The 26,164-nt window shown below is 44.8% G+C and carries 22 protein-coding genes; all 22 read right to left on the bottom strand.

The window, feature by feature from the left end; translation table 11 throughout:
• Positions 1-64 precede the first annotated feature (64 nt).
• Entirely contained in the window at positions 65-2,569 is a 2,505-nt protein-coding gene (gene secA / locus NLBNIHML_RS14250; RefSeq protein ID WP_339238115.1) for a preprotein translocase subunit SecA, read from the bottom strand.
• Positions 2,570-3,588: 1,019 nt separating this feature from the next.
• Positions 3,589-4,152 (bottom strand): ribosome hibernation-promoting factor, HPF/YfiA family, encoded by a 564-nt coding sequence (gene hpf / locus NLBNIHML_RS14255; RefSeq protein ID WP_124116500.1) that lies wholly within the window; start codon positions 4,150-4,152, stop codon positions 3,589-3,591.
• A 432-nt stretch (positions 4,153-4,584) separates the two neighbouring features.
• Positions 4,585-4,782, bottom strand: coding sequence for a cold shock domain-containing protein (locus NLBNIHML_RS14260; RefSeq protein WP_024631599.1), 198 nt, complete (start codon positions 4,780-4,782; stop codon positions 4,585-4,587).
• A 541-nt stretch (positions 4,783-5,323) separates the two neighbouring features.
• Positions 5,324-5,659, bottom strand: a complete 336-nt coding sequence (gene fliT / locus NLBNIHML_RS14265) for a flagellar protein FliT (RefSeq protein ID WP_494354581.1) — start codon at positions 5,657-5,659, stop codon at positions 5,324-5,326.
• On the bottom strand, positions 5,652-6,044 hold the full coding sequence (gene fliS, locus NLBNIHML_RS14270) for a flagellar export chaperone FliS (RefSeq protein ID WP_440391358.1): 393 nt from the start codon (positions 6,042-6,044) through the stop codon (positions 5,652-5,654). Before fliS ends, fliT begins: the two co-directional genes overlap by 8 nt.
• A 29-nt stretch (positions 6,045-6,073) precedes the next feature.
• On the bottom strand, positions 6,074-7,651 hold the full coding sequence (gene fliD / locus NLBNIHML_RS14275; RefSeq protein WP_494354582.1) for a flagellar filament capping protein FliD: 1,578 nt from the start codon (positions 7,649-7,651) through the stop codon (positions 6,074-6,076).
• A gap of 16 nt (positions 7,652-7,667) precedes the next feature.
• Positions 7,668-8,057, bottom strand: coding sequence for a flagellar protein FlaG (locus tag NLBNIHML_RS14280; protein WP_076334001.1), 390 nt, complete (start codon positions 8,055-8,057; stop codon positions 7,668-7,670).
• A gap of 130 nt (positions 8,058-8,187) precedes the next feature.
• A complete protein-coding gene (locus tag NLBNIHML_RS14285) occupies positions 8,188-9,786 on the bottom strand; it encodes a flagellin N-terminal helical domain-containing protein (protein ID WP_494354583.1) in 1,599 nt (532 codons plus the stop codon).
• 144 nt (positions 9,787-9,930) lie between these two features.
• On the bottom strand, positions 9,931-10,176 hold the full coding sequence (csrA, locus tag NLBNIHML_RS14290; RefSeq protein ID WP_076333999.1) for a carbon storage regulator CsrA: 246 nt from the start codon (positions 10,174-10,176) through the stop codon (positions 9,931-9,933).
• Positions 10,177-10,581 (bottom strand): flagellar assembly protein FliW, encoded by a 405-nt coding sequence (locus NLBNIHML_RS14295; RefSeq protein WP_494354584.1) that lies wholly within the window; start codon positions 10,579-10,581, stop codon positions 10,177-10,179.
• A gap of 129 nt (positions 10,582-10,710) precedes the next feature.
• Complete coding sequence (locus tag NLBNIHML_RS14300; RefSeq protein WP_494354585.1) at positions 10,711-11,280, bottom strand: DUF6470 family protein; 570 nt, start codon at positions 11,278-11,280, stop codon at positions 10,711-10,713.
• A gap of 17 nt (positions 11,281-11,297) precedes the next feature.
• Entirely contained in the window at positions 11,298-12,218 is a 921-nt protein-coding gene (flgL, locus tag NLBNIHML_RS14305; RefSeq protein ID WP_494354586.1) for a flagellar hook-associated protein FlgL, read from the bottom strand.
• A gap of 24 nt (positions 12,219-12,242) precedes the next feature.
• Complete coding sequence (flgK, locus tag NLBNIHML_RS14310; protein ID WP_494354587.1) at positions 12,243-13,796, bottom strand: flagellar hook-associated protein FlgK; 1,554 nt, start codon at positions 13,794-13,796, stop codon at positions 12,243-12,245.
• A gap of 19 nt (positions 13,797-13,815) precedes the next feature.
• Positions 13,816-14,319, bottom strand: coding sequence for a flagellar protein FlgN (locus NLBNIHML_RS14315; protein WP_076333996.1), 504 nt, complete (start codon positions 14,317-14,319; stop codon positions 13,816-13,818).
• Positions 14,320-14,330: 11 nt separating this feature from the next.
• Positions 14,331-14,615, bottom strand: coding sequence for a flagellar biosynthesis anti-sigma factor FlgM (gene flgM / locus NLBNIHML_RS14320; RefSeq protein WP_047840678.1), 285 nt, complete (start codon positions 14,613-14,615; stop codon positions 14,331-14,333).
• 173 nt (positions 14,616-14,788) lie between these two features.
• Positions 14,789-15,196: a TIGR03826 family flagellar region protein gene (locus NLBNIHML_RS14325; protein ID WP_494354588.1), complete on the bottom strand. Its 408-nt coding sequence runs from the start codon at positions 15,194-15,196 to the stop codon at positions 14,789-14,791.
• Between the two features lie 150 nt (positions 15,197-15,346).
• Positions 15,347-19,858 carry a fibronectin type III domain-containing protein gene (locus tag NLBNIHML_RS14330; RefSeq protein WP_494354589.1) on the bottom strand — a complete coding sequence of 1,504 codons (4,512 nt, stop codon included), beginning with the start codon at positions 19,856-19,858 and terminating at the stop codon, positions 15,347-15,349.
• Positions 19,859-20,175: 317 nt separating this feature from the next.
• A complete protein-coding gene (locus tag NLBNIHML_RS14335) occupies positions 20,176-20,766 on the bottom strand; it encodes a ComF family protein (RefSeq protein WP_494354590.1) in 591 nt (196 codons plus the stop codon).
• Positions 20,767-21,189: 423 nt separating this feature from the next.
• Complete coding sequence (locus NLBNIHML_RS14340) at positions 21,190-23,079, bottom strand: helicase-related protein (RefSeq protein WP_494354591.1); 1,890 nt, start codon at positions 23,077-23,079, stop codon at positions 21,190-21,192.
• 442 nt (positions 23,080-23,521) lie between these two features.
• A complete protein-coding gene (locus NLBNIHML_RS14345) occupies positions 23,522-23,899 on the bottom strand; it encodes a hypothetical protein (protein ID WP_339238150.1) in 378 nt (125 codons plus the stop codon).
• Between the two features lie 358 nt (positions 23,900-24,257).
• Positions 24,258-24,980: a response regulator transcription factor gene (locus NLBNIHML_RS14350; protein ID WP_026081439.1), complete on the bottom strand. Its 723-nt coding sequence runs from the start codon at positions 24,978-24,980 to the stop codon at positions 24,258-24,260.
• Positions 24,981-24,987: 7 nt separating this feature from the next.
• The gene (locus tag NLBNIHML_RS14355; protein ID WP_074092506.1) at positions 24,988-26,148 is read right to left on the bottom strand and encodes a sensor histidine kinase; all 1,161 of its coding nucleotides are present in this window, start codon (positions 26,146-26,148) and stop codon (positions 24,988-24,990) included.
• Positions 26,149-26,164: the final 16 nt, after the last annotated feature.

The raw sequence follows: 26,164 nt of genomic DNA on the forward strand, positions 1-26,164 counted from the left end.
CATCCTATGGAATACCCGGCTGCGAGGAGCCGTTCATGTCATCGTGTATATAAAAATCGTTGTACTACTCTTGACCGTGGCAGTGTTTGAACTTCTTGCCACTACCGCATGGGCATGGATCGTTACGTCCGATTTGGTCAGAAACCTTCACTGGACGTTTCTCAGCAGGTTCACCGCTTGTCGAGATCTGACTTTCCTCAACAACCGCTTGACGCTCCTGATTGCTCTCAATCTGTGCTCTCATCACATAAGTCGCTACTTCTTCTTGAATTGAAGCGATCATCTGATGGAACATCTCGAAGCCTTCGAACTGGTACTCACGCAGTGGATCTGTACCGCCGTAAGCGCGAAGGTGGATACCTTGACGTAATTGATCCATTGCATCAATATGATCCATCCACTTGCTGTCTACTGCACGCAGCACAACCACTTTCTCGAACTCACGAACCATCTCTTCGCCAATTCGCTCTTCACGTGCATTGTACTTGTTCTGAACTTTCGTGAACAGGTACTCGATGATCTCTTCTGCTTCCTTACCCCATAGATCATCTTTCGTTACCGAACCATCATCCAGCAATTTGCTGTTCATGTAATCGGCAACTTCCTGCAGCTCCCAGTTTTCCGGAATATCGTCACTACAATGTGCTTCAACGATACGTTCAATGGAAGGTTTGATCATATCCATAACGATCTGTTTGATATTTTCGGACTCCAGTACCTCGCGGCGCTGTTTATAAATAATTTCACGTTGTTGGTTCATGACATCATCGTATTGAAGAACGACTTTACGCACGTCAAAGTTATTACCTTCAACACGCTTCTGCGCCGATTCTACTGCACGGGTAATCATCCGGCTCTCGATCGGTTGGTCTTCTTCAAAACCAAGGCGCTCCATCATGTTCAATACATTGTCTGCACCGAAACGTCTCATCAATTCATCACCCAGTGACAGGTAGAATTGTGTTGAACCCGGGTCACCCTGACGTCCCGCACGACCACGCAGCTGATTATCAATCCGGCGTGATTCGTGACGCTCTGTACCGATGATATGAAGGCCGCCTACTTCAGCTACACCTTCACCCAAGATAATATCTGTACCCCGTCCTGCCATGTTGGTAGCAATCGTTACTGCACCCGCTTGGCCAGCACCTGAGATAATCTCTGCTTCTTCCGCGTGGTACTTGGCGTTCAGTACCTGGTGTTTTACACCACGGCGCTTAAGCATATCAGACAAGCGTTCAGAGTTCTCGATGGATACTGTACCTACCAGAACCGGTTGATTCTTGCTGTGGCGCTCCACGATTTCTTCTACAACCGCCTTGAACTTGCCATCGATGCTCTTGTACACGACATCTGCCATGTCATCCCGTTTGTTCGGACGGTTGGTTGGAATCTGTAGTACTTCGAGACCGTAGATTTTTTTAAACTCTTCTTCCTCGGTTTTCGCTGTACCCGTCATACCCGCAAGTTTACGGTACATCCGGAAATAGTTCTGGAAAGTAATCGTAGCAAGCGTCATGCTCTCGTTTTGTACTTCAATACCTTCTTTGGCTTCAATCGCCTGGTGCAATCCATCACTGTAACGACGTCCAGACATCAGACGACCTGTGAATTCATCAACGATCATAACTTCTTCGTCACTGACTACATAATCCACGTCACGACGCATGATTACGTTCGCTTTCAAACCCTGTACAATGTGATGGTTGAGCGTAACGTTGGCATGATCATACAAGTTCTCGATCCCAAATGCTTTCTCTGCTTTGGCCACACCCGCCTCAGTCAACGCTACGGATTTCACCTTGATGTCTACCGTAAAGTCTTCCTCTGGTACCAAACGCTTCACAAAACGGTCAGCTGCATAATACAGATCTGTCGATTTCTGAGCTTGTCCAGAGATAATGAGTGGCGTACGCGCCTCATCGACCAAGATGGAGTCCACCTCATCAATGATACAGAAGAACAATGGACGTTGTACCATTTGTTCTTTGTATAGCACCATGTTGTCACGCAGATAGTCAAAACCAAATTCATTGTTCGTTCCGTACGTAATATCACATGCATATGCATGCTGTTTCAACGCATGGTCCATACCGCTCAGGTTAACCCCTACCGTCATGCCCATGAATTCGTAGATTTGTCCCATTTCCTGGCTATCCCGCTGTGCCAAATAGTCATTGACCGTGACCACGTGAACACCTTTGGACATCAACGCGTTCAGGTATACCGGAAGTGTTCCTACCAGCGTTTTACCTTCACCCGTTTTCATCTCGGAAATACGGCCTTCATGCAGCGCGATACCGCCTAGCATCTGTACATCGTAGTGGCGCTTGCCCAGTACACGGCGTGATGCCTCACGTACAGTTGCAAATGCCTCTGGAAGAAGCTCATCTGTTGTTTCTCCCTTTTCGATACGAGCACGGTATTCCTCCGTTTTACCTTTCAGTTGTTCATCAGATAACGCCTGAAATTGTGGTTCCAGTTTATTGATCACATCGACCGTCTTCATCAGACGTTTAACATCACGTTCATTCATGTCGCCGAAGATCTTTTTGACAAGTCCTAGCATGGTATACCCCTTTCGTGCAAAACAGAATAGACCCCCTGTTGCCGCCACGCGACACCATCGGATGGATGTTGCTCCACTTGCCCGGGGGTGACAAACAATATAATTTGAGCTTATGAAGGTTACACTTCATCAACTCAGTTGCCAGAATGTCCTTTTGATCGCTGTTATCCCCTGATTTCTTTTAAACTCTCTTCTCAGAGGGGGAATTCCGGGGATAAGCGTATGCTTCCGATGTAGCTTTCTTTCAGAAAGCTTTCAGGCGAACGCTTCGCTTCTACAGGTCATTTCTGCCCTCTTCGTCATCCGTGTAAAAATCAAATTCAAATCATATGCTAATAAGTAATATGATGAATCAACTCCAGGCTTGCCAAGGGTTCCTCATGAAGCTGATTCGGTGTTCAGACGGATTCGGTTATTAGAAACTAGCCGAAGCCCGCGCCTTGCGAATCATGTTCATGGTGCTGTGCCTGTCATTGATTATGATTAGCGATCATTCGTTGACAATTCCTCATCAGGACAATGATTCTCTTTGCATAAATTGTAACAGTTTGTAAGGGTCGCCGCAACACGCCACGGCACACTTCTTTGAACTTCTGAGACATATCAAATGGAGTTTAAGTGCAAAAAATCATAGTCGTTAGCGGAAGCGTTCGATTGTCTTCTTTCATTTTACAAGGCAGACTGCCCTGTCAACGAATTTTGAGGGTAAATTTGGATGATAATCTCAAAATTAAGTTCTCGATATTAGGTGTACGAATATTTTCGTAACCATCGGAATCTGGTGGTTAAATTGTACCGATTATTGATTCTTCATACTATCTATTAGACGCAGCAGCATAGGGAATAGTTTCACCATTTTATTTCCATAGGTCATTTCCCAGCTCCTCTACGCACAAAAGAGCCCCATCCCCTAAGGGATGGAAGCTCTTGTTAACTCTAATCCAGGAAACTACAGTTCCTGAGTTCATTATTAAAATTTAGATATTCTTATTCAGTTCCGATGATCCTGTACGTTAAAATTAACCTTGTTCGATCAAACCGTACTTACCATCGTTCCGTTTATAAACCACGCTAACTTCTTCACTGTCAATGTTGGAGAATACGAAGAAATTGTGACCAACCATGTTCATTTGGAGGATGGCCTCTTCAACGTCCATTGGTTTCAGCATAAAGCGTTTCGTACGTACAACTTCCAAATCATCTTCATCCGTGTCCGCATCCAGTTCAGCTGTAGCTACAGTACCTGTTGGATCTTCAACGAAGAGTGTTTTCAGGCTGCCTTCCTGGCGGAACTTACGGTTAATTTTAGTTTTGTGTTTGCGGATCTGACGTTCCAGCTTGTCCACCACGGAGTCAATGGATGCGTACATATCGTCGCTCTCATCCTCAGCGCGGAGCACAATGCCTTTCAAAGGGATCGTCACCTCTACCGTATGCAAACCTCTCGTCGTGCTCAATGTAACAGCACCGTCAGAGTTAAGGGGTGCATCGAAATACTTCTCGAGTCTACTCAACTTTTTGTCGACATAATCCTTCAAAGCATCAGTAACCTCGATTTGTTGACCTCGAATACTTAAATTCATAGGGCACTCCTCCTTTTTCCTTTGCCACTTCATTATAACACGAATGTAAGCGCCATGTAAAAACTCCCGGTGACCGAATAATGACATCTGTTGAAGCCACATCTGCCAACATAGGCATAACGCCATATTTCGCGATATTTCATCATATTCAGCCATAATCGAATATTTAGTTGGTATGAATTATTAGGCGCTTGATGATGTAATTAACCGTTTTTGAGCCACCTCAATCTAATATGTATAATGAACTTCACTCGATCTCTTGGATCTACTGCTACAACCTATTAAACTCACAAAAATACTGTTCCCGGAATGATCTTAATCTCGAATCTATTGAAACAAAAAAAGACCCCGGAACATACCGGAGTCTGATGCTAGCGATAATTCAATTTGGTAACCATCTAACCATATATGTAGGTCGGATTGTCCGGATGATTATAATTTGATTACGTTAGCTGCTTGCGGTCCACGCGCGCCTTCGACGATGTCGAATTCTACGGATTGACCTTCTTCCAAAGTTTTGAATCCTTCGGATTGAATTGCGGAGAAATGTACGAATACGTCGCCGCCATCTTCAGTCTCAATGAAACCGTAACCTTTTTCTGCGTTGAACCATTTTACTTTACCTTGCATGCACTAACATTCCCTTCGTCATCAAATGAAGTGAAGCTTTCGGCCTTAACCTCTGCCCACAATTCAGATAATACCATCCAAAGTTATCCATTGTCAATTGGTAAAGTAAATGTTTTCTTGGAATTTTTTGTAGATTAATTGGGGATTGTGTTGAAAGGTGGGATATCTTGAATATATCAGGTAATCGGAGGGTTGGTAAGTCTATTTTTAATGTATTAATGATGGAAACTCGGATGAGAGTTTACTATTCAGATAACGAGTGAATAACAAAATATACGAAAGTTAAACATTTTATAATTTTACTATTATAGTTAATTAGTATAAGGGGTTATTTTAGAATAAGCAGAAAATTGACCTGTACTAAAAAGTAGTAGATCACTAAAAAGATGGCATTGTTTGCTTAAATCTATTAACTCATATTTATATGAACAATCAATTATTTATTAAAACAATCTTCATTGTCATAGATAAGACGAGTTAACAGACTACGTTTAAAATAAAACAGAGCAAATCTTAGGAGATCTGCCCTGTTCTTTATATGTTATTTTCTTCTATCCATAAGCATACTATCTGGCGCATAAGCAGTCTCATATACGTTACGCTGCATTTTTGCTTGATTACGTTTATGCAGCCAATCTTGTGCCTCAACCCGAAGTGCGTTCATACGATTAAGTAAAGTTTTATCATAGGCCAAAATCCGATGAACTTCCTCTTTTTGTTTCACACCCAGAGGACAATTCTCACTCTCTTTAACTATAGCATCAACAATATGTTGTCGATCTTCTATGAAGGACTCCAGTTCCTCATATGAGATCTCCTCAATCCGCTCAATGACTTTCTGAGTCATTATAGACAATTGCTCAATAAGATTATCCATGAGCACTTTCAGTCTGAGAAGAGGCAAGTTTAGAAGCCTGCACCCAAGTTTCCCGCAAATCCGTCAAATATCCAATGGCTTCTTCTGCTTTTTCTGGACTTTTACGAATATTAGCCTCGATTAACAGATAGTTCGTATACTCATAGAGAGCGAACAAGTTTTTGGATACATCGAATGACTGGTCTAGCGTAGACATAAGTTCGCTAATAATCGTCTGAGCTTTACCCAGATTCAAATTTGCCTTTTCAATATCCTGGTTATTCAGGCCCTCAAGTCCAACTTTTACAAATCGGATTGCCCCATCATACAGCATAATAACCAGTTGAGCTGGCGTTGAAGTCTGAACGGAAGATTGACGATATTTTTCATATGGAGATTTAATCAATTAGGTCACCCTCTATTATAAAATTTCTCTTAGCTTGTGGTAGAGAATAGACTGGACGACTGTGAACTGAGTTTGTTCATTGCTGTTTCCATCGCAGTGAACTGTTTATAATAACGAGTTTCTGTGTTTTCCAAAATGGTAAGCATATTCGTAATTCGACTATTATACTCTTTGAGTTTCCTACCCATAGCACTTTCTTCTTTGTAACTCACTGTGAGATCAGCTGAGAATTTACTGGTTCCGACACGTGTAACGAGACTATCCAACGAACCTGATATCTTGTCTGCCAACTTGTCAAAGATACCATTATTCGCCTCACTGCCTGTGCCTTGGAACAGATCGACCGCTTTTTGAGGATTCTCAGTCAATGCTTTTTTCAAAACGACTTCATCCAGAACAATTTTGCCCCCTGAGTTGTAGGATCCCATTGTAATCCCCATCTCAGACAAAGCGACGACTTGACCAGATATAATACCTCTCATGTTAGAAAGAGCTGATCTTAAAATGTCATCATTCTTCAGTAGACCACTCTTAGCTTTGTCAGTCCAGTTGGTAATATCCGTATCTTTCATTGCCGTCTTTTGTTCGTCGGTCAACGGCTTGAAGTCACGATATTTATTTTCGTCTAACTTCGTATTTAACAACGTTATTAACGAGTTGTAGTCCTCTACAAAGCTCTTAATGGTTTGCATAGCAGTCTCAGTATCACTCGATGTCGTAATGATAACAGGTATGTCCTTAGAAGGATCTGCCGGATCTGCTGTAGTCTTCTGAAGAGTTAACTGCACACCGTTAATGGTAACAGTATTGCTCTTATCCGTATAATCTCGGCCGTTAACACTGAATTTGGCATCTACAGCATTTGTTGTTTTATATTTCTCAGGACCATCTGTGCCTGAATCGTATTTTTGATTAAACAGCTCAAGTAAACTATTATCATCTGTTGCTACCAGATCTGCCTTACCATCAGTACCGCTATTTTTAGCGTTGATAATCAATTTACCACTTATTTCATCGTACTTGGCAGTCACATTAGCTTTAGTATTACCATTTATTGTGGCAACCATCGTAGCAATGGAAGTAGATCCGGTAAATAGAGACTTACCATTACTATCCACAAAACTTACACCATTTATTGTAAAATTAAATTCCTTGGCAGCTAAAGCTTCACGGTCGGCATCCGTCATAGTGGCTGGATCAAAACCTGGTGTTTTCATCAACTCCAGATCACCCAGCGTTTTGGTATTAGATACAGGGGAATTAAGTCCAAAGGTTTCTACTGTTTTTTTAGTTGCTAATTGCGTAATACTGACTTTCATATCAATTCCGTTAGCGTTTGCCGAAGCTTCAGCTTTTAGAGCGTCGGTGTTTCCACTCACAACAGCTTTTTGTGTATTTAATGCTGCACTTTTACCATACTTATCAATGAGTTTGTTCGTGCGAAAATCTACGAGTTTGCTGTTAATTTCTCTATAACTATCACGTTTCCATTCAAGGATTTGCTTTTCCTGATTCAGTTTATCCAGCGGAATACGCTTGGCTGTCATCATGCTCTTAACCATGCTATCGACGTCCATACCGGAGAAGCCGTTAATACGTGTAACCATTCAATCCCTCCTATAATTATATTTTCTCGTCTACCAATATACCTGCGATCTCCATCATCTTGGCAACCAAGTCCAGCGTTTTCTCTGGTGGAATCTCACGAATAAGTTCTCCCGTATCTTTATTCATCACTTTCACCATAATATCATGAGTCTTCTCATGTACACTGATTTCGAGCGTAGTCTCGGGGCCTTGCAAAGATTGCACCGCACGTTCAATCGTTTTAATCAATTGCTCATCTGCAACCGAAATTTTGGCACCTTGGCTTTCTTTCGTGCTTAGATCTTTATAATTTTTAATAGCTAACGCTGAAGATATTGATTCACTTGCACTTTGAACAGGAGCTACTTCTGGTCGGGGCTGTCCGTTAGCTGCGCCGGATGCCGAGAAGGAAAACTGTACATTCATGTGCTCTATCCTCCAAGAACGCTTGATTTATTATATATATCGGTCATTGGTCATCGTTATTTTAGGGAATTCCTAGCAAAACAAAAAAAAGCCCCGGAATAATCCGGAGCTTTCGGTATTGAAGTAAATCTTAACGAAGCAATTGCAGAACGCCTTGTGGTTGTTGGTTAGCTTGAGCCAACATCGCTTGTGCAGCTTGTGCAAGGATGTTGTTCTTCGTTTGTTCCATCATTTCTTTAGCCATGTCTACGTCACGTACACGGGACTCAGCTGCAGTCAGGTTCTCGGAAGATGTGTTCAAGTTGTTGATTGTGTGTTCCAGACGGTTTTGAACCGCACCCAATTTAGCGCGCTCGCTGGAAACGGAGCTGATAGCTTTATCCAAAGAAGTGATTGCGTTGGAAGCACCAGCTGTAGTAGAGATATCCACACCAGAAATACCAAGCGCAGTAGAACGCATGTCATTTACACCGAAAGTGATGCTTTGACCTTTGTTTGCACCGATTTGGAATGTAACGCCACCATTGCTAGAAGCATCTGTTTGAGCTTGGGAAAGACCAAGATCAGAAACCGTAGTTTTACCTGCACGGTCAGCAAAAGTAATAGGACCATTTTCATTGTTAAGTGACAATCTTCCATCAGCTTCTGCTTTTACAGTTATCGGGCTCAAGAAACCTTCTTCTCCAGCTGTCTTACCAGTTGCAGTGTTTCTTGCAGTAACTGCAGTGTCAATAGCAGTCTGCAATGCTGTAGCTAGAGCGTCCATTGTAGTTGTTCCGTTTGTCACTGCAGCAGTAAGTTCAACTTCAAGAAGAACACCATTTACTTTAACATCAAACTTAGAGTTAGCAGCAATGGTAGTGCCATTATATACTGAAGTACCAGCTGTTTCAGTTGCAGCATCGGCTGTCATGTCGAACAACACGCCCGCTGTAGTTGTAATTGCAGAGGCTGTACCTTTAGAACCACTCTCAATTACCAAGTTAGTTCCATCGCTATAACCTGATACGTGAGCAACTTTTCCTCCACCTGCATCAATAGCTTGGTTAATTTTATCAACAACCAATTTAGCAGCAGCATTTTTGGATTGAGCATCTGTATCAGCGTTTTTGAGGACAGCTTTTTCATCAGCTGTAAGGTCCTGCCAGTTAACTTCAACATCAGTACCATCAATTTTGATAGTTTCTTTCACGAAGTCAGTATCAGCTGCAACATTAGTAATCGCACCAGAAACACTTCCGCCAGTCAACTTAGCAATTTGTGATCCAACAGTGCTGTCTTGACTTACAGTAGCGCCTCCAGCAGTTTTCAAAGCACCATTCAGCAATTTCTTAGTGTTGAACTCCGTAGTATCACCGATACGGTCGATTTCGGATTTCAATTGTGAAACTTCGCTTTGCAATGCTTTACGATCTTCTTCAGTGTTCGTACCGTTAGCGGATTGAACGGAAAGTTCACGTACACGTTGCAGGATGGAGTGAGTTTCGCTCAATGCGCCCTCAGCTGTTTGGATCAAAGAGATACCATCTTGAGCATTTTTGGAAGCCATATCCAAACCGCGGATTTGACCGCGCATTTTTTCGGAGATTGCCAAGCCTGCAGCATCGTCACCAGCACGGTTGATACGAAGACCGGAAGACAACTTCTCGATGTTTTTGCTAGTTGCAGCAGAGTTAGTGGACAGTTGGCGGTGAGTGTTCAACGCCGTAATATTATGATTGATAATCATTTGATATTTCCTCCCTGAAGATAAATTAGTTCCACATCCTTGTGGTAAACGCCGCGACATTAAGGTCGGCCGCCCTGCCGAAGCAGCGTCTAAATTATATATCGACGGAAGGTGAGCAACTGTTTATAGCAAATTGGAATATTTTTAATCTTTTTTGAGTTCTGTATTTCGTAGACGTTCCATAAATGCTTCAATATTGGCTGCAAGCGGCGTAGCAGACTCCCGATTGGCCTCTTGAATGGATGCATATATTTCCTGCCTGAATATATCAATATGCTTGGGTGCGGAGATTCCAATACGTACTGTATCTCCCTCTACAGCGAGTACAGTCACCTCAATCTGATCCTGAATGATAATAGACTCGCCTTTTTTACGTGATAATACCAGCATTTACACTCCACCTTTCACTGATTTGGCATCGTCTTCTGCCCAGATCAGATGACGTGTATCATAAGAAGACTGATGGAGCACGACTTGTTTACCTAAATGTCGCTCGGGGTTAAGAACTACGGGTGCAAGCAGATTCATTGTTGATTTATTCGCCTGTGAATGAATCGTAACCATGGAGTATACAGACACTTGCTCCACAATCTGCAATTCTACCTTATCTACCTCTCCCAATTCAAAACTATAATCCGGTACAAAAGTGAACGGACTTACCAAGAGGAATGCCAGTCCCGGTTCTCTTGTAGACTGTAAATAACTGAAAGGTGTATCCTCCCAAGGAACCAATGCGAACTCAGTTTCCTCTTCAAATCCGGGTAAACCCTTAGGAAATTGATATACCTCTTCCATTTTGACCTCTAATGATCCCCACATGCTTGTCTGAATATTAATAATAAACGCCTCCCTGGCGAAAGTTTTATGCAAAAAGAGCCATAGATGTCTAAGATCAAGACCGTCTATAGCTCTACTTTATAATAACTAGAATCCTATATCTATGGCAGGTGGCGTGTACTGAATCGATGCATACTGCTTCACATAGATATCAAGCTTGCCCCGATTATACTCAATCTCCGGTCTATTCACAATGACATTCATTTCCGAGACAGCTGGAGTAAAGTTGATATCCGGCGCCTGAGTATAGACACGAGTCTCTACATTCCCGGAAGAAGCGGGTGTCCGCGTTTCCGGAAACGGCCTCGCCTGCCAGTCTGAGCCAATAATATTTGCGATGGTATTTCCAGGCTTATGAATTGCAGCCAATTCATTGCCCTGCTGAACTCGTTCAGCCATATTTTGCAAAAAGATCTGTTGAATGCCTGAATAGATCCGTGCATTCATATCAATCATATTACCGCCTGTGTAAGCAGAGAACGCCTTGCTCTGATCTACACTCAGTCTCATCGGATGACTCTCCACCGTTAGCTTGGCAGGTCTGGTGTTCAACTGTACCTCAGCTTTGGGTTGACGAATGGAGAACTGTCCTGGATCAGCATCAATACTTAATAGAGTCGGCGTTGTCCTAATCTGAAGAATGGGAAGAGTACTCAAACGTTAACTCCTCCTTTTTATCTTAAGAAGTCCACCAAAGATGGAGAGATAATTTTGGCACCTGCAGACAAGGAAGCGTTATAAATGTTTTCCTGAATCTTCGATTGCATTGCCAGTTCCGCATAATCCGCATCCTCGACTTTGGATTGCAGATCTGTCAGGTTAATTCCGAGATCATCCAAACGCCCCATCATCAGATCGACCCGGTTCGTTTTGGCACCAATCTCAGAACGAATCGCAAGCATCTTGTCGGTACGGCTATCAATATTGTTCAACTGATTGGATAATTCTTTTTGATTTCCTTCTGTGAGAGCTTTCATGATGTTATTCACGATGTTGAACAAGTTATCTTCTTCCGTCTCTGTGCCGAACACTTCATTACCACTCACGTTAATAGGTAATTGAACACTTTCACCTACGATGAAGTTAATCTTCCCTTTATCGGTCACAATAGAAGTAGCATTCGTTGTATCTAAAGTACCGTCTGGATTAGACGGGAAATCATAAGGCTTAATATCGTATGTCTCGCCATTAAAAATATATTTCCCGTTAAGCTTACTGTTCGAGATATCAATCAGCTGTTCTTTCAACTGTTTGACCTCTTCATTAATACTGTCCAGCGCGGACTGTGGATTCGTTCCTGTCGAAGCTTGTACCGTCAACTCGCGCAGGCGCTGTACGGCGTTACCCGCCTGATTCATAACCGTATCATTGAACTCAAGCCAGGATATAGCACTGTCTACGTTTTTCTGATACTGATCATTCGATGAAAGTTCTGCACGATAACGAAGGGAGTATGTGATCCCTACCGGATCGTCCGAAGGTTTGTTGATCTTGCGACCTGTTGCCAGTTGTGTCTGGGTGTTGTTCATCTGCTGTGCGTTCCGGTTCAAGTTCAAAAGCAACTGTGAACTAAGCATGTTATTCGTTATTCTCATGGTCTGTTATGTCACTCCCTTCTATTATCTGCCTACTGTTCCAGTAGAGTTGATCAACTTATCAAGTAATTCATCATATGTGGTCATAAATCGAGCAGAAGCATTATAGGCGTGCTGGAACTTGATCATATTGGACATCTCTTCATCCAAAGATACGCCACTCACGGATTGGCGACGAGTATCCACTTGCTCTACCAGGAACTCTGAGTTGGATGTCTGACGAGCCGCTTCCTGGGATTGTACCCCCAGTTGTCCCACAATGGCACTGAATTGTGCACCGATCGTTGCATTACGTAAACCGTCCGCTGATTTCATCGGTGTATCTTTCAGATTCGCAAGCAAGATGGCAAGTGTATTGTTACCTTTGATTACAGTCTCTGTACCAGAAGCATCCGATGTTCGTAGTGAAGTCGCAATTTTATTCGGATCAGCCAGGATTTCTGCGTTCAATGAGATATTGCCGGCTGTAATGGTTGTTCCACCACCCGCTGCTGTAAAGAATGGGACACCTCCCGTGTTCGTACCATCCATGCTGTACCCCAGCTGATGCAGTCCATTCAGACCCTTGACTGTAACCTTCAAGTCTGTTGCAAGTGTACGTGCTGCACCCGTGTATGTAACCCCATCCAGTACAGTATTGTCTGGTAAAACCGAACCTGCCGGAAGAGTTATCTCGATATCTCCATTAGCAAGGGTATTAGCCAAGTCGTCCATTTGTTTTCGGTAATCACTTACCAAGGTATCTCTGGACTTAATCATGCCATGAACTTCACCATTGGTGAGTGTACCGGCAGTATATGCATCATTCAAAAAAGCAGGATCTACCGCGACTTGTACTGCTCCGCCTGTAACGAGTGCCTGTCCATTCATCTGAATCTGATATCCTTGCGGGGAATCCGTAACGGTAACATTCATGATTTTGGACAGCTTGTCCGTCATTAGATCGCGTTGGTCACGCAAATCGTTGGCATTGTCGCCAAGTGACTCAATTTTCACAATGGCACTATTGAGGTTCGCAATATTCCCCAGGTAACCCTGGATCTCATTACTTTTCACAGCGATGTTACTATCCAAATCCTGACTGAGTGCATCCAATTGGCGGCTAATCTGATTCATCGCATCTGTAAGAGCGAGTGTGGTTTCCTTAACAATCCGGCGTGCCGTAACGTCCTCAGGGTTCTTGCTCAGATCCGACCATGATTTGTAGAAGTTATCCATAACCGTCCGGAATCCAGTGTCCGATGGCTCGTTCACAATCGCTTCCAGTTTCTCAAGTGTATCTCGTTGAATGGACCAACTCCCGAAGTTGGTGTTTTCATTACGATATTGGTCATCTAGGAATTTCTCGCGTACACGTGTGATAGAGTCAAACTCTACCCCAGTACCGAGCTGTCCTGGTGTTGTGCTATGCAGAAATGCAAATGGCTCCATTGGAATGGATGCCTGCATGTTTACCTTTTGGCGTGAGTACCCTTCCGTGTTGGCATTGGCTACGTTATGGCCTGTTGTGCTAAGAGCTGTCGTCTGTGTGAACAAACTGCGTTTAGCCGTTTCGATTGAATGAAATGTAGATGTCACCTGGTTTCCCCCTAATTAATCAGGCACGCGTGTCAAACAGACCGATTCGCCCTGGATTGCCGTTCTTATCAGCAGGATGCTGATATGTGGCATCCTGTTCTGGCCGAGAAGCAAAGATGTCCATTGAAAGATCAATAAACATCAACGACTGCTCGATCAGTTTTTGATTCAGTTGATTGATTTCCTTTAACTCCTGCAGTGTTCCCGCCAGCTTCTTCTGGACTTCGAGCAATCGCTGTTTGTCAGCCGGATCAAATATCAGTTTGGAGATCTCTGTAATGTTCAGGTTCAGCATGGACTTGATTCCACGCTCCTGAAGCAATTCGTGAACCGCACTCTGTCGTTCAATCTCCAATGGCTCCTGTTGTTTCATGAAACGGGACTCTTTGTTCAGAACGGCAATGAGTTCATCCACATCGTTTTTGACAATGACCTGTCTCTTGACCTCGCTGAGTGCCAGCATATCGCGGTGACTTTGTTCCATTTGCTGCAAAACTGCAATTAATCTGTCCAGTGCTGCCATTACGTGATCACCTATTCCTTATCAAAAGACTTAAAATACGGTAGCAATTTGTCAGCAAGCTTACTACTATCTACCTGATACGTTCCCGAACTCACTTGTTCTTTAAGTTCCTGTATCCGTTGTATGCGTCCTGCATCCTGTGTACGACTTTGTTCCTCAAGCATCTTCATCGCCTCCGGAGAAATGGATACTTCGTCCTTACGGCGGCTCTTCTTGGCATCAGCCTGCTGATTGGATTCAACGTTCCTTTGATATGAATTGATGGCGCCAATTCTACTCGGTTCATTGATTTTCATTTAAAATGCACTTCCTTCCACGTTAGAATTTTACATTGATATACGTTTTTCTTACTTTATCTTTATGTTATCGAAATGATTAGGATAATAAAAAAAACCGATAATCTTTAATAAGTTTATCGGTACGTTTCAAAACATTTGTTATAGCAAAACATGTAATTGAGCCCTCGCTCCTATGAATCGCGTAGTTTGTCGAGAGCATTGTAGGTTCGTCCGCCTATATTGCCGTTATCCTTCTGACCTACATCGCGAGCCGCACTAGCCAAGTCTTTCGTCAAGCGATGACGACAAGAGTCACACATATGACCTTCACGAATCAATGTTCCGCATACTTCACAAGGATACATCATATTCGGGGCATTTTCGATGGAAATCCGTCCCTCACGGATGAACTTGGTAATGGTCTTGATCGAAACTTCTGTTGCATCAGATAGTTCCTGTATATTGGTGCCTTTGTTTTCGCGCAGATACTCTACACAGATCTGATATTCCTGTTCCATTTCCTTAATACAATTCGAGCATACATCTCGAAAATTCAACGCATATAATTTACCACAGCGAGGACAATTACCTAGATTCATCGCTAAAACGCCCCTCTCAAACTTCCATTTCCGAATAGATAATAACTATACATTACCTTATTTTCTCTGATGAATCCATAGTCTATTTGCAAAACAAAAGAGGGGCGCAGGATGCACATATACGCAACCCTGCTCCCCAATTTTATATTCCTAATTCAATGTTCTAATACTTATTACAGAAGACCAGATGCTTGTGTTCTGATCGTTGAATGCGCGAATGCGATATTTATGCAAACTGGACGGTAACAAGTCAGAATGAGTAAATGTTGCATCACTGACCGTCGCCACAATTTGCCCATCGGCTTCAATTTCGTAAAACGAAGCCCCCATAACCGCACCCCATGTCAGAATAACGTTTGTTCTGTCGGAAGTCCCCTTCAGCACAGGTGTAGTTAATTGAGTCATTCCCGTTATCATCTCACTCCAAGCTCCTGCACCAGAAGCATTTTTAGCAAGAATTCGGAAGGTATGCTCCGTATTTGGGGCAAGTCCGCTCTTCGTATAAGCGACTCCACTCACGGCAACTACTGTACCATCAATCTCTAGATCATATCCTGTAGCTCCAGTTGCAGCAGTCCATCTCAGCGCGATAGCCGCTGTAGTTGCAGAGGTAATACTTAAACCTGAGACACTGGCAGGCAACGTAGTTTGGGACAGTATTGCTGTCCAGGCACTCACATTAGTATCGGTCAGGGCACGTATACGGTACTTATGCGCCGTCCCACCAAGTAGTCCATTGTGGATATACAAGGGATCACTCACTGTTGCAACCACTATGCCATCGGCCTCAATCTCATATTTTGTTGCACCCGCAACTTCATTCCATGTCAGCGTAACTGCGGTTTCTTCAGGTACAGCTTTCAGCGTTGTTGGTACATTTAATTGAGTCGAAGCGGTTACGATCTCACTCCAGCTACCCATGCCAGCAGCATTCTTCGCACGAATACGGAAGGTATGATCTGTATTCGCTAGAAGACCACTTTTCGTATAAGCAGATCCACTCACAGAAACTACAGCACCGTCAATTTCCATATCATAAGCGGTAGCACCTGTAACTGGGCTCCATTTCATTGAGATCGCAACAGGTGTAGCGTTATTTAACATGAAACCGTTAACTGCAGCAGGGATGGTACTTTGCGTCAGCACTGCTGTCCATGCACTTGTGTTTTCACCTTTTAAAGCACGAATTCTATACTTGTGTGCTGTTCCGGGCAATAAACCATCGTGTATATATACTGGCTCACTAACTATGCCAACAATTGTACCATCGACCTCAACTTCATACGCGGTCATATCTTCTACATCCGACCATGATAGATTAATTGTTGTTTCTTCCGATGTTGCCTTTAATACAGGTGTATTCAAAAGAGTCATACCACTGATTAGATCGCTCCAAGCACCTACTCCTGCGGAGTTCTTTGAACGAATTCGGAAGGTGTGCTCCGTATTCGCAGCAAGACTACTCTTCGTATAGGCTACTCCCGTTACCGGGACAACCGTTCCGTCGATCTCCAGATCATATCCCGTGGCTCCCGTTACTGCTGTCCATTTTAGAGTGATGCCCACATTCGTAACAGAACTAATATTAAGTCCTGCAACTGAAGCAGGTATCGTACTTTGCGACAGTACAGCAGTCCATGCACTCGTATTGTTATCCGTTAGAGCACGTATACGATACTTGTGCGCTGTTCCTGGTAACAACTCGATATGTGAATATGCCGGATCACTAACTGCGGCAATCAATGTACCGTCGGCTTCAATTTCATAAGTAGTAGCGTCTACAACCGCTGCCCAAGTTAAATTAATTGCCGTTTCTTCTGATGTTGCTTTTAATACGGGTGTATTCAGTAATGTCTTCCCACCAATCAGATCACTCCAGGCACCCACGCCTGCCGCATTCTTCGAACGAATACGGAAAGTATGGTCTGTATTTGCTGCAAGACCGCTTTTCGTATAGGCTACTCCCGTTACTGGGACAACGGTTCCGTCAATCTCTATATCATATCCCGTCGCTCCAGTTACTGCCGTCCATTTCAAGGCAATGGCTACGTTCGTCGCAGAGCTAATATTCAACCCTGTAACCGAAGCCGGTATTGTACTTTGCGTCAACATCGTTGTCCATGCACTCGTATTGATATCCGTAAGAGCACGAATTCGATACTTATGCGCAGTACCTGGTAACAGATCAACATGTTCATACGCTGGATCACTAATTGTTGCAATTACTGCACCATCGGCTTCAATTTCATAAGTAGTAGCGTCTGCAACAGCTGCCCAAGTTAGGTTAATTGCCGTTTCTTCTGATGTTGCTTTTAATACGGGTGTATTGAGTAGTGTTGTTCCACTAATCAGATCGCTCCAGGCACCTACGCCTGCGGCGTTCTTCGAACGGATACGGAAGGTATGATCTGTATTTGCTGCAAGACCGCTCTTCGTATAGGCCACTCCCGTTACTGGGACAATGATACCGTCGATTTCCAGGTCATACCCCGTCGCTCCAGTTACTGCTGTCCATTTCAAGGCAATCGCCACGTTCGTCGCAGAGCTAATATTCAACCCTGTAACCGAAGCCGGTATCGTGCTTTGCGTCAACATTGTTGTCCATGCACTTGTATTGTTTTCTGTCAAAGCACGAATACGATACTTATGTGCCGTTCCCGGCAATAGATCGCTGTGTACAAATGTTAGTTCGCTGGATGTTGTCATAACCGTACCATCGGCTTCAATCTCGTATGTAGTCGCATCTGGTACATCTGCCCAAGTCAGATTGATACTCGTTTCTGCTGAAGTAGCCTTTAATACAGGTGTATTCAACAGTGTCGTTGTACTGAGAGGATCACTCCAATCACCCACGCCTGCTGCATTTTTCGAACGAATACGGAAGGTGTGTTCTGTATTTGCTGCAAGGCTACTCTTTGTGTAGGCTACGCCAGTAACAGGTACATTTGTACCGTCAATCTCCAAATCATATCCTGTCGCCCCTGTCACTGCTGTCCATTTCAGACCAATAGCTGCATTAGTGACTGAGTTTATAGTGAGATTCGAAACAGGGCCGGGGAGTGTACTTTGAGACAAAACTGCAGTCCATGCACTTGTATTGGTATCATTCAAAGCTCGTACACGATATTTATGAAGTGTTCCTGGTAATAGATCAGAGTGTGTATAAGCTGGTTCTACAACAATTCCTACATTAACTCCATCTGCTTCCACCTCATAAGAGGTAGCCCCCTCAATTGCAGGCCATACCAAAATCATCTCTTCTTGCGATGAAATTGCTTTAAGAACAGGCGTACCTAAAAGTGTCGAAACAGTTAGCATATCAGTCCACTTACCTACGCCGCCTGCATTTTTAGATCTCAATCGAAATGTGTGCTCGGTATTGGGCATAAGAGCCGTCTTGCTGTACGTTGTACCAGAGACCGGAACAATTACCCCATCAACCTCCAGATCATATCCACTAGAACCTTTAATTGCAGTCCAACTTAAAGAGATTTTATTGAATGTATTTTCTGTAATTTTCAAACCACTGGCTGAGTCTGGCACAACAAGTTGCGTAGCCGTTCTACTCCAGTTGCTCTCATTATCTGAAGATACTGCTTTTAATGCATAGGTATGACTGGAGTTGGCCTCCAAACCAACGTGTTCGTAATTCGTTACATTACCTAGATCAATCGGGGCTTCACCATCAATCTGAAGTTGATAACCATCGGCATGATTAATTGCAGCCCACTCTATTATATTTTTCCCTTGCTCAGAGCTCGTGGAGATCACAGGTTCGCTAAGCAGTGTTTTAATAGTAAAGACACTACTCCATTCACTTTTTCCTATCGAATTTAAGGCACGTATTTTGTAAGAGTAATTTTGGTTAGGAATGAGCACGGCATCATCGAAGCTGGTACCATAATAAGGACCCATTAAAGTACCATCACGCTCAATTTCATATTGTACAGCTTCCTGTGCATGATCCCAACGAATATGAGTCGTGTTTTCACTGGAGTTACCCGTTATATTCGAAGGCACAGATGGTACATTATTAATCGGTAATGGATTTACCTCCTGTTTGGTAAAAGAAGCAGGTTCAGCTTTACGTGTATAGTACGGATTAAGTTCAGAGTAAAAATCTACAACTTCTCCCGTATCTGCGTTTACAACCAAACTCAACTGTCTGACATCATAATCATATACATCAATCGGTGTCAGTTGACCTAGCACATTATAATGTGTGATCTCCCATTGTCCGACTTGGTTATACGGTTGTCTGTACGTCATCTCGGTAGCAATCTCACGAACTTTGCTTAAATCAATGAGAAAAGCATTATCGATCTGTCCGGCATATTTGGATGTATACGATCCAAAGCTTATGTTGGTAATATCACTTGTGAAACCCAGGATAGACTGCATTCTGGTGAAAGAATATCCCGTTGATGAAATATTGTAGGATCTAGCCCAACTCAGTTTAACTGATTTTTGGTTCACCTCTAATTGGCCGTTATTGTTGGTCATTACATATTGATAATCATTGCTTGATGAGACTATCCCGCTTCCTACCGCTGCATGTGCCCGGTTCCCCCCGTACATGCCAAACTGTCCGAATACCAGCATGAATACTAGTAGACGGACAGTCCATAAGTAAAATCCGTTTTTTCTTTTTCCTGCGACCACTTTTGTTCTCCCCTTCAAAAGATATGTTGTGCCACTCCCTATGCTGTCACCTCTATGAACGGCAAAACTATCTATTCTGCGCGAGAAAACCAATTCCTCTTTTTTTACATGTAAAAAATTTCTTGTTGCGTTTTCATTTATAATTTCATCAAACAATTATATTTCACACGGTATACATGGAAAGGTGATACACACATATGCACCAACGATTAATAAAAGAACATATTTTCCTGTCTACTATTAATCATAAAGTATAGATCCCACACCTAAAGTGGCTGAAAGATGCTGGGCAGTCATTCATTATTCGGAGCTCCTTTCTATGATCTTGCCAGTGTTAGTGTGTAAATCTCAACCGGAATTCCCATGGTAAAACCATCATTTAAGATAACCTGCCCACAAGCGTCCAAGGTGCTGCCTGTTGTATATATATCATCGATCAGTAGGATCTGAATGGGTTTGACATGTGACATGCCTATATGTGTTGGCAGATAAGATTTGCTATATAGTTCTTCAATTAAATGCATGCCATCCGGGTTGATGGAAAAAACGTTCTTCATCGTTTCGATACGCTCACCGCGTGATTTGAAGCTTTGTTTGGTGGTGTTGATCTGGCGCTGCAACAGATCAACGATAGGTAGGCGGCAGGCGGTGGCAAGCCCAGCAGCCAGCCGCTCCGCCTGATTGAAGCCGCGCTCGGCCAGGCGCTCGCTACTCACGGGAACATAGGTGACCGCGGCAGGCCGCCATTGCGGCTTCGTTTGTTGAGCAGGCTTGGCGAGATGAGCCACGGGAGCTGGGGGTTCTTTTGCCAAAGTAGAAATGTGTTCATCGTTCATCGCTTGAAAGGCTTGAATCAACAGCGCGGTTAAGAGCGGCGCGTATCGTTCATGGCCTCTGAATTTGTACATGCCAATCCATTCCTTCATAAGATGGGTGTACTGTACGGCGCTGCGGTTGAGGATAAAAGAACGGTTTTGCATATGTGGACGAGCACAGTCCGGGCACCCAACGCTCCGACCACAACGCAGGCAGCGGATGGAACGAATCCATGGAATCTGTTGCACACAACGTGGGCATATACCCGGATAGAGCGAGGATAGGATCGCCCGAGTGCCACATGTCAGACAAGTCGCTCCAGGTGGGGCGAGCAGATGATGGAGGCGTTGGGTAAGAAGCTGAGCGTGATCGGTGATGTTGCTGAGCCAGTTAAACATAATAGTGTAAACCTCCAATCTGGTCTGGAGAATCTAATGGTATGTAGGAAATATACGCTGTGTGTACTTTGAACTATGGATGCTAATTCATATATTTAGGCAGATCACAATTAACAATTATGTCTGGGATGGCGGATGCAGGTAGCCTTTGCGACGAGCGATGGTGTTCATTTTCCGAATTTGTGCAACGGCCTTCACCTGTGAACGTGTCCGACGAGATGATGCAAAAACCACTCTTCCCGCCGGGTCATCCATCGAACGCCCTGCTCTGCCCGCCATCTGAACCAGTGAAGCTTCATCAAAGAGTCCATTGTCTGCATCCAATATAAAGACATCGCTACGCGGAATGGTCACGCCACGCTCCAGAATTGTGGTGGTTACGAGCAGACGAATTGTACGTTCACGAAAGGCTGTAACTTTGCTGGCGCGATCGGGATCCTGAGATGAAGTTCCTTCGATATGTATTCCGGGAAAGGTACGGCGCATCAGATTCACAAACGCCTCAATCTGGGCAATGCGTGTCACAAACACAAATACCTGGGCGTCACGCTGCAATGAAATTTGGATGTTAGATTTCAAAGAAGACGGAAGATTTCGTTTCCTAATACATTCAGCAACGGTAACCATCTTAATCAATCTTGGTACGGGCAAAGGATGACGGTGGAAACGTACTGGAACTTTGGCATGATTGAGTTTTCCCTGCGCTGCTTCCCTTTGTAGCCGAGCTGGTGGCGTGGCAGACAAATATACAAAATTCCCATCCGGTTTACAGGAAGATGCCGCCGCGTGAGCGAGCATGGGATCGTTATGGTAAGGGAAGGCATCCAGTTCATCGATGATGACGAGATCGAACCCCTGATAAAAACGCATCAGTTGGTGTGTGGTCGCGAGCGTGAGCTGAGCATCTTTCCAGCGTTCGTCACTGCCGCCGTAAAGGGTAGCGAGGGAGGTGTCCGGAAAGGCTTTGGCCAGACGCGGAGCCAGTTCCAGTACCACATCCCTGCGCGGCGTAGCGACCAGCGCTCGTCCACCGCGATCCAATGTATGTTGGAGCAAGGGGAAAATCATCTCGGTCTTGCCGGCCCCGGTCACGGCCCACAGCAAGAACTGCCCCGGCCCATCCCCTGCGGGTGGGCGGGCCAAAAACGCAAGCGCCGCGGCTGCTGCCGCGCTCTGCGCTGCGCTAAGCCCCCACCGGGCAAGCCCGCCGCCAGTGGGGGCCAAAGCCGTGCCACGCGGTGCGTCGCCGCGTACTGGCACGGCCCCTTGCGCTGCACTGCGTAGCAGCAGCGCACAAGCACGGCTGCGCCCCAGCGCGAGGCAGGCCTCGCAGTAGGCGCACGCCGCCAGGCCGCAGGCAGCGCAGGGCACGCGCTGCCTGGCTTCGCTGCCACAACGGTGGCAGCGGGGCGCGCTCCGCGCGCGTCCAAGCCACGCGTGCCGACGGCGCGTGGCAGGCCCTTGGAGGGCGGCTGTGATACTCAGCCGCCCGTGCAAGCGCGCGAGCTGCGCAGCCGCGCGCCACTCCCTTGGCGGCTGGGCGGTATCCGCCAGCAACGCCTCCGCCTCGGCCGCCAGTAATTGGCGGCCGCTGATCCGCTCAGCCAGCAGGGCCGCGTCCCGCTCCAGCTGAGCCCACTGCCCGGCGGGATACGACGGCGGCATCCCGCCTACCTGAATGCGACGCGCAGCGACATTCCCCGCTGTGCCCGCTACACCTTTTCTCGCCTCAACTTCCCCCGAGGCCAGTTCAAATACATCCAGCTTCCTCGCAAGATAACTCTGCCATTCGCGCTGGCCCCACTGATCCATGCTTCGCTCCATCTCAAAATGTTCAACCAACCAGGATGCCTGACTTAACGGCAATGCCTGATCTAACAGCAACCAGCGCAGCACATGTCGCCCACTTCCTCCCTCTAGCCACCAGGCCACATCCACACGAATATCGAGTGACAACATCATGCTCCACCCTTCACCTGTACGGCACACATATAAGGCAACCTTCATTTACTCTCCTCCCCCCTCGTTATTTTTCCGAACGCAAAAAAGCACATGCCTACCCGGCTAATCGCCGGCGCATGTGCTTCATGTCCATAATCATCTTCTTATGATCAATCTACTTATCACTATACCAATTGAATCTTCACAGCACAAGGTTAGTCACGCATCATACAATTCTTCTAATAACCAGAATCTTTCTATAAAATTGCGAAACTTTTTCCAATCTCTATCGTCTATACTTTTAAATTAAGAGTTCTGACTTCGAAAATCTTATTTCCATGATCAGGAACTCCTCAAACCCAGGCAATAACCATAGATTGCATAAAAACCCATTTTTAATTTAAAAGCAGACTTGGCTACAATTACAAAAAAAGACTACAGCTTCTGCTGTAATCTTTTCACTGTAGATCTACGAAATGTTAATCCCATTTCCCGTTCAGATGATGATTTATTGCTCAGACTCACGCAAATCGATCAGTCGAAAAGTGTGATCGGTTTGTGCTATCCGTTCAATATCAGCAGGGACAGCAGGCAGATAAGATGTCTCCATTCCTTGCCTTTGCATCAACTTTTCAATAATCGTAATCGTTTCCGCTTCTGTACGATCAGCAACAACGGTTAATCTGAAGCTCTTTCCACGGTATAACAATTCCCGGCAAAGTGCTCTTACAATGCCTTCGATCCGCCCTGCCTGATTGGAAGGAATGAGCAGGATCTGCTCGAATCCTTCAGATTCCGGACGAGAAAGATGGCGCTGGTGCATGGCATGAACGGCCATTGCCGCCAGGAAGTATATGAGCAGAATCATAGTCAGATGAGCAACCATGGCAACTGCACCTCCTCGGAAGGTCATGCTCACCCATGGCGAACATCCCTGTATACAACAAGTATATGCTGTACTTCCTGAAGGGTTACACTTGCATTTCCTATCACTCATATTCCACGCTGATCGACACCGGACGAAGAAAGACAGGCCAGGTCATTCATTCACGCCTAAGCTTGAACACATGTTCCGCACAACCTTACGCTTTGCTCATTTGCAGTGATAAAGTCCATTAACCCGCAGACCAATCCAGCATTCTGGAAAGGGCGCGAGTGAACACCAATCTATACTTCGTCAAGGTTGAATCAACCAATGGACTGACTTACCATAAGAATACTGCTTCTACGATAAACATAAGGTATTAGAGCGTAACCCAACCATATTTGATCGAATTGATAACAGCTTGTGTACGGTCGTCCACTTCCATCTTCTGCAGAATACTGCTGACATGGTTTTTTACTGTTTTTTCACTGATGAACAGGAATTCACCAATCATTTTGTTGCTCTTACCTTCTGCCATTAAGCGAAGCACTTCAGCCTCACGACGTGTGAGCGGGTTATTGTCACCAGCGACAAATTTAACGCCCGCTTCCTTCGAAGCTCCTTCACTCATCGCCCCTGTTTCATTAAGATACGTCATACGACGCAGCTGCATGATCAGTTTGCCTGTTACTTTTGGATGGATGAACGCATGTCCTTCATGCACGGAACGAATCGCATTGATCAGAGACTCGGCCTCCATATCCTTCAGCAAGTATCCGTTAGCCCCTTTACGAAGCGTCTCAAACACATAACTTTCATCATCATGAATGGACAAGATAATGACTTTGACATCAGGGAACAGCTCACGCAATTTCTCCGTTGCTTCAACCCCATTTTCAATCGGCATGTTGATATCCATCAATACGATATCCGGTTTATCCTGATTGCAGAATTCGAGCACTTGAATACCATCGCCGCATTCACCGATGACCTCAATGTCGTCCTCCATGTTTAAAATGCGTTTCAGTCCCTCACGGAACAGCTGATGATCATCAGCCAAAAGAACTTTAATCGATGCTTTACCAGTATCACGGTTTTCCATCATCCTGCTACTCCTTTCCCTTATCCACGTTTGTCGGGATATGAATCACTATTTTGGTTCCTTGATTTTCTCCGGACTCAATCTCTATTCTTCCTTCTAACAGTTCAACCCGTTCTCTCATCCCAATCAGACCGAAGTGGGTATGATCCTTGCTTTTCTTTGCAAGAAGCTCCGGTTTGAACCCAAGCCCATTGTCCTGAACGACAATTTTGACGAGCTGAGCCTGGTATGTAATTTCCACTACAACATAAGTGGGATAAGCATGCTTTGCAGCATTCGACAGACCTTCCTGCACAAGGCGGTAGATCGCTGCCTCCATCGCGGAAGATAAACGGTGTTCCTTACCTCTTGTTTCAAAAAGCGACCGGATTTTTGTTTTTACCTCAAAATCCTGCACATACTTCCGAAGCGTTGGAATCAGTCCCAGATCATCCAGTGCCATAGGACGCAGATTGAAAATAACTTTTCTCATTTCTTCAAGACTGGAACGAACCTGGCCTTTCAAATCTACTATTTCGGCCTGGACCATCTTAAAATCCTGCTTAATGAGCATTCTTTCTACAATTTCCGTCCTAAGCACTAGATTTGCGAGCATCTGTGCAGGCCCGTCATGAATCTCACGAGCAATACGTTTCCGCTCTTCTTCCTGGGCCAAAATTATTTTCAAACCAATCATTTGTCGATTCTTGGCAGATTCGATGATCCGGGTCACTTGACCCAGTTCACCTGACAGGTATTCGAGTACAACACCCATCTGCGAACCGATGGTCTCGGCACGCTCTACAGAAGCTTCCACATTTTTGGCACGCTTCTGCAGATCATCCCGACGGGCTTTCAGATACATTTCCTTCTCACGATAAATCATCAGATCCAGCTGCAGCTGTGTTGCTTTCTCGTACGCCTGCTTGATATCATGCTCGGAATAACGGACAAAGTCGCGGCTAACCTCAGTCAGCCGGATCCGGGAACGGCGGTAGTTCAACTCCAATTGATCTACTTTCTCGATCGTTTCCGCCGTTTCCTTCAGTACCGACTTCAACTCCTCGTTGAGTGTCTTCAGCTCATCTCGAGTTGCGTCCATAATTTCGAACATTTGATATTTGCTGTTTTCCATGACTTGTATGGCGTTTTTAATGACGCGGTCTATGGCATCGGCTTGTAAATCCACGTTTGTTCGACTCCAT

The organism is Paenibacillus sp. JNU01, from assembly GCF_059130585.1.

Bases quoted from the DNA above. Each gene is read 5' to 3' on its own strand.
- NLBNIHML_RS14335 (WP_494354590.1), bottom strand. From the start codon at position 20,766: ATGTACAAATTCAGAGGCCATGAACGATACGCGCCGCTCTTAACCGCG.
- secA (WP_339238115.1), bottom strand. From the start codon at position 2,569: ATGCTAGGACTTGTCAAAAAGATCTTCGGCGACATGAATGAACGTGAT.
- NLBNIHML_RS14350 (WP_026081439.1), bottom strand. From the start codon at position 24,980: ATGGAAAACCGTGATACTGGTAAAGCATCGATTAAAGTTCTTTTGGCT.
- NLBNIHML_RS14285 (WP_494354583.1), bottom strand. From the start codon at position 9,786: ATGATTATCAATCATAATATTACGGCGTTGAACACTCACCGCCAACTG.
- NLBNIHML_RS14315 (WP_076333996.1), bottom strand. From the start codon at position 14,319: ATGGCAGCACTGGACAGATTAATTGCAGTTTTGCAGCAAATGGAACAA.
- csrA (WP_076333999.1), bottom strand. From the start codon at position 10,176: ATGCTGGTATTATCACGTAAAAAAGGCGAGTCTATTATCATTCAGGAT.
- fliD (WP_494354582.1), bottom strand. From the start codon at position 7,651: ATGGTTACACGTATTAACGGCTTCTCCGGTATGGACGTCGATAGCATG.
- NLBNIHML_RS14260 (WP_024631599.1), bottom strand. From the start codon at position 4,782: ATGCAAGGTAAAGTAAAATGGTTCAACGCAGAAAAAGGTTACGGTTTC.
- NLBNIHML_RS14340 (WP_494354591.1), bottom strand. From the start codon at position 23,079: ATGAAGGTTGCCTTATATGTGTGCCGTACAGGTGAAGGGTGGAGCATG.
- NLBNIHML_RS14325 (WP_494354588.1), bottom strand. From the start codon at position 15,196: ATGAATCTAGGTAATTGTCCTCGCTGTGGTAAATTATATGCGTTGAAT.
- hpf (WP_124116500.1), bottom strand. From the start codon at position 4,152: ATGAATTTAAGTATTCGAGGTCAACAAATCGAGGTTACTGATGCTTTG.
- flgM (WP_047840678.1), bottom strand. From the start codon at position 14,615: ATGAAAATCAATGAACCGAGTAGAATTGGCGCCATCAATTCATATCAA.
- NLBNIHML_RS14280 (WP_076334001.1), bottom strand. From the start codon at position 8,057: ATGAATGTACAGTTTTCCTTCTCGGCATCCGGCGCAGCTAACGGACAG.
- flgL (WP_494354586.1), bottom strand. From the start codon at position 12,218: ATGAGAATAACGAATAACATGCTTAGTTCACAGTTGCTTTTGAACTTG.
- fliT (WP_494354581.1), bottom strand. From the start codon at position 5,659: ATGGATAATCTTATTGAGCAATTGTCTATAATGACTCAGAAAGTCATT.
- NLBNIHML_RS14295 (WP_494354584.1), bottom strand. From the start codon at position 10,581: ATGGAAGAGGTATATCAATTTCCTAAGGGTTTACCCGGATTTGAAGAG.
- NLBNIHML_RS14345 (WP_339238150.1), bottom strand. From the start codon at position 23,899: ATGGTTGCTCATCTGACTATGATTCTGCTCATATACTTCCTGGCGGCA.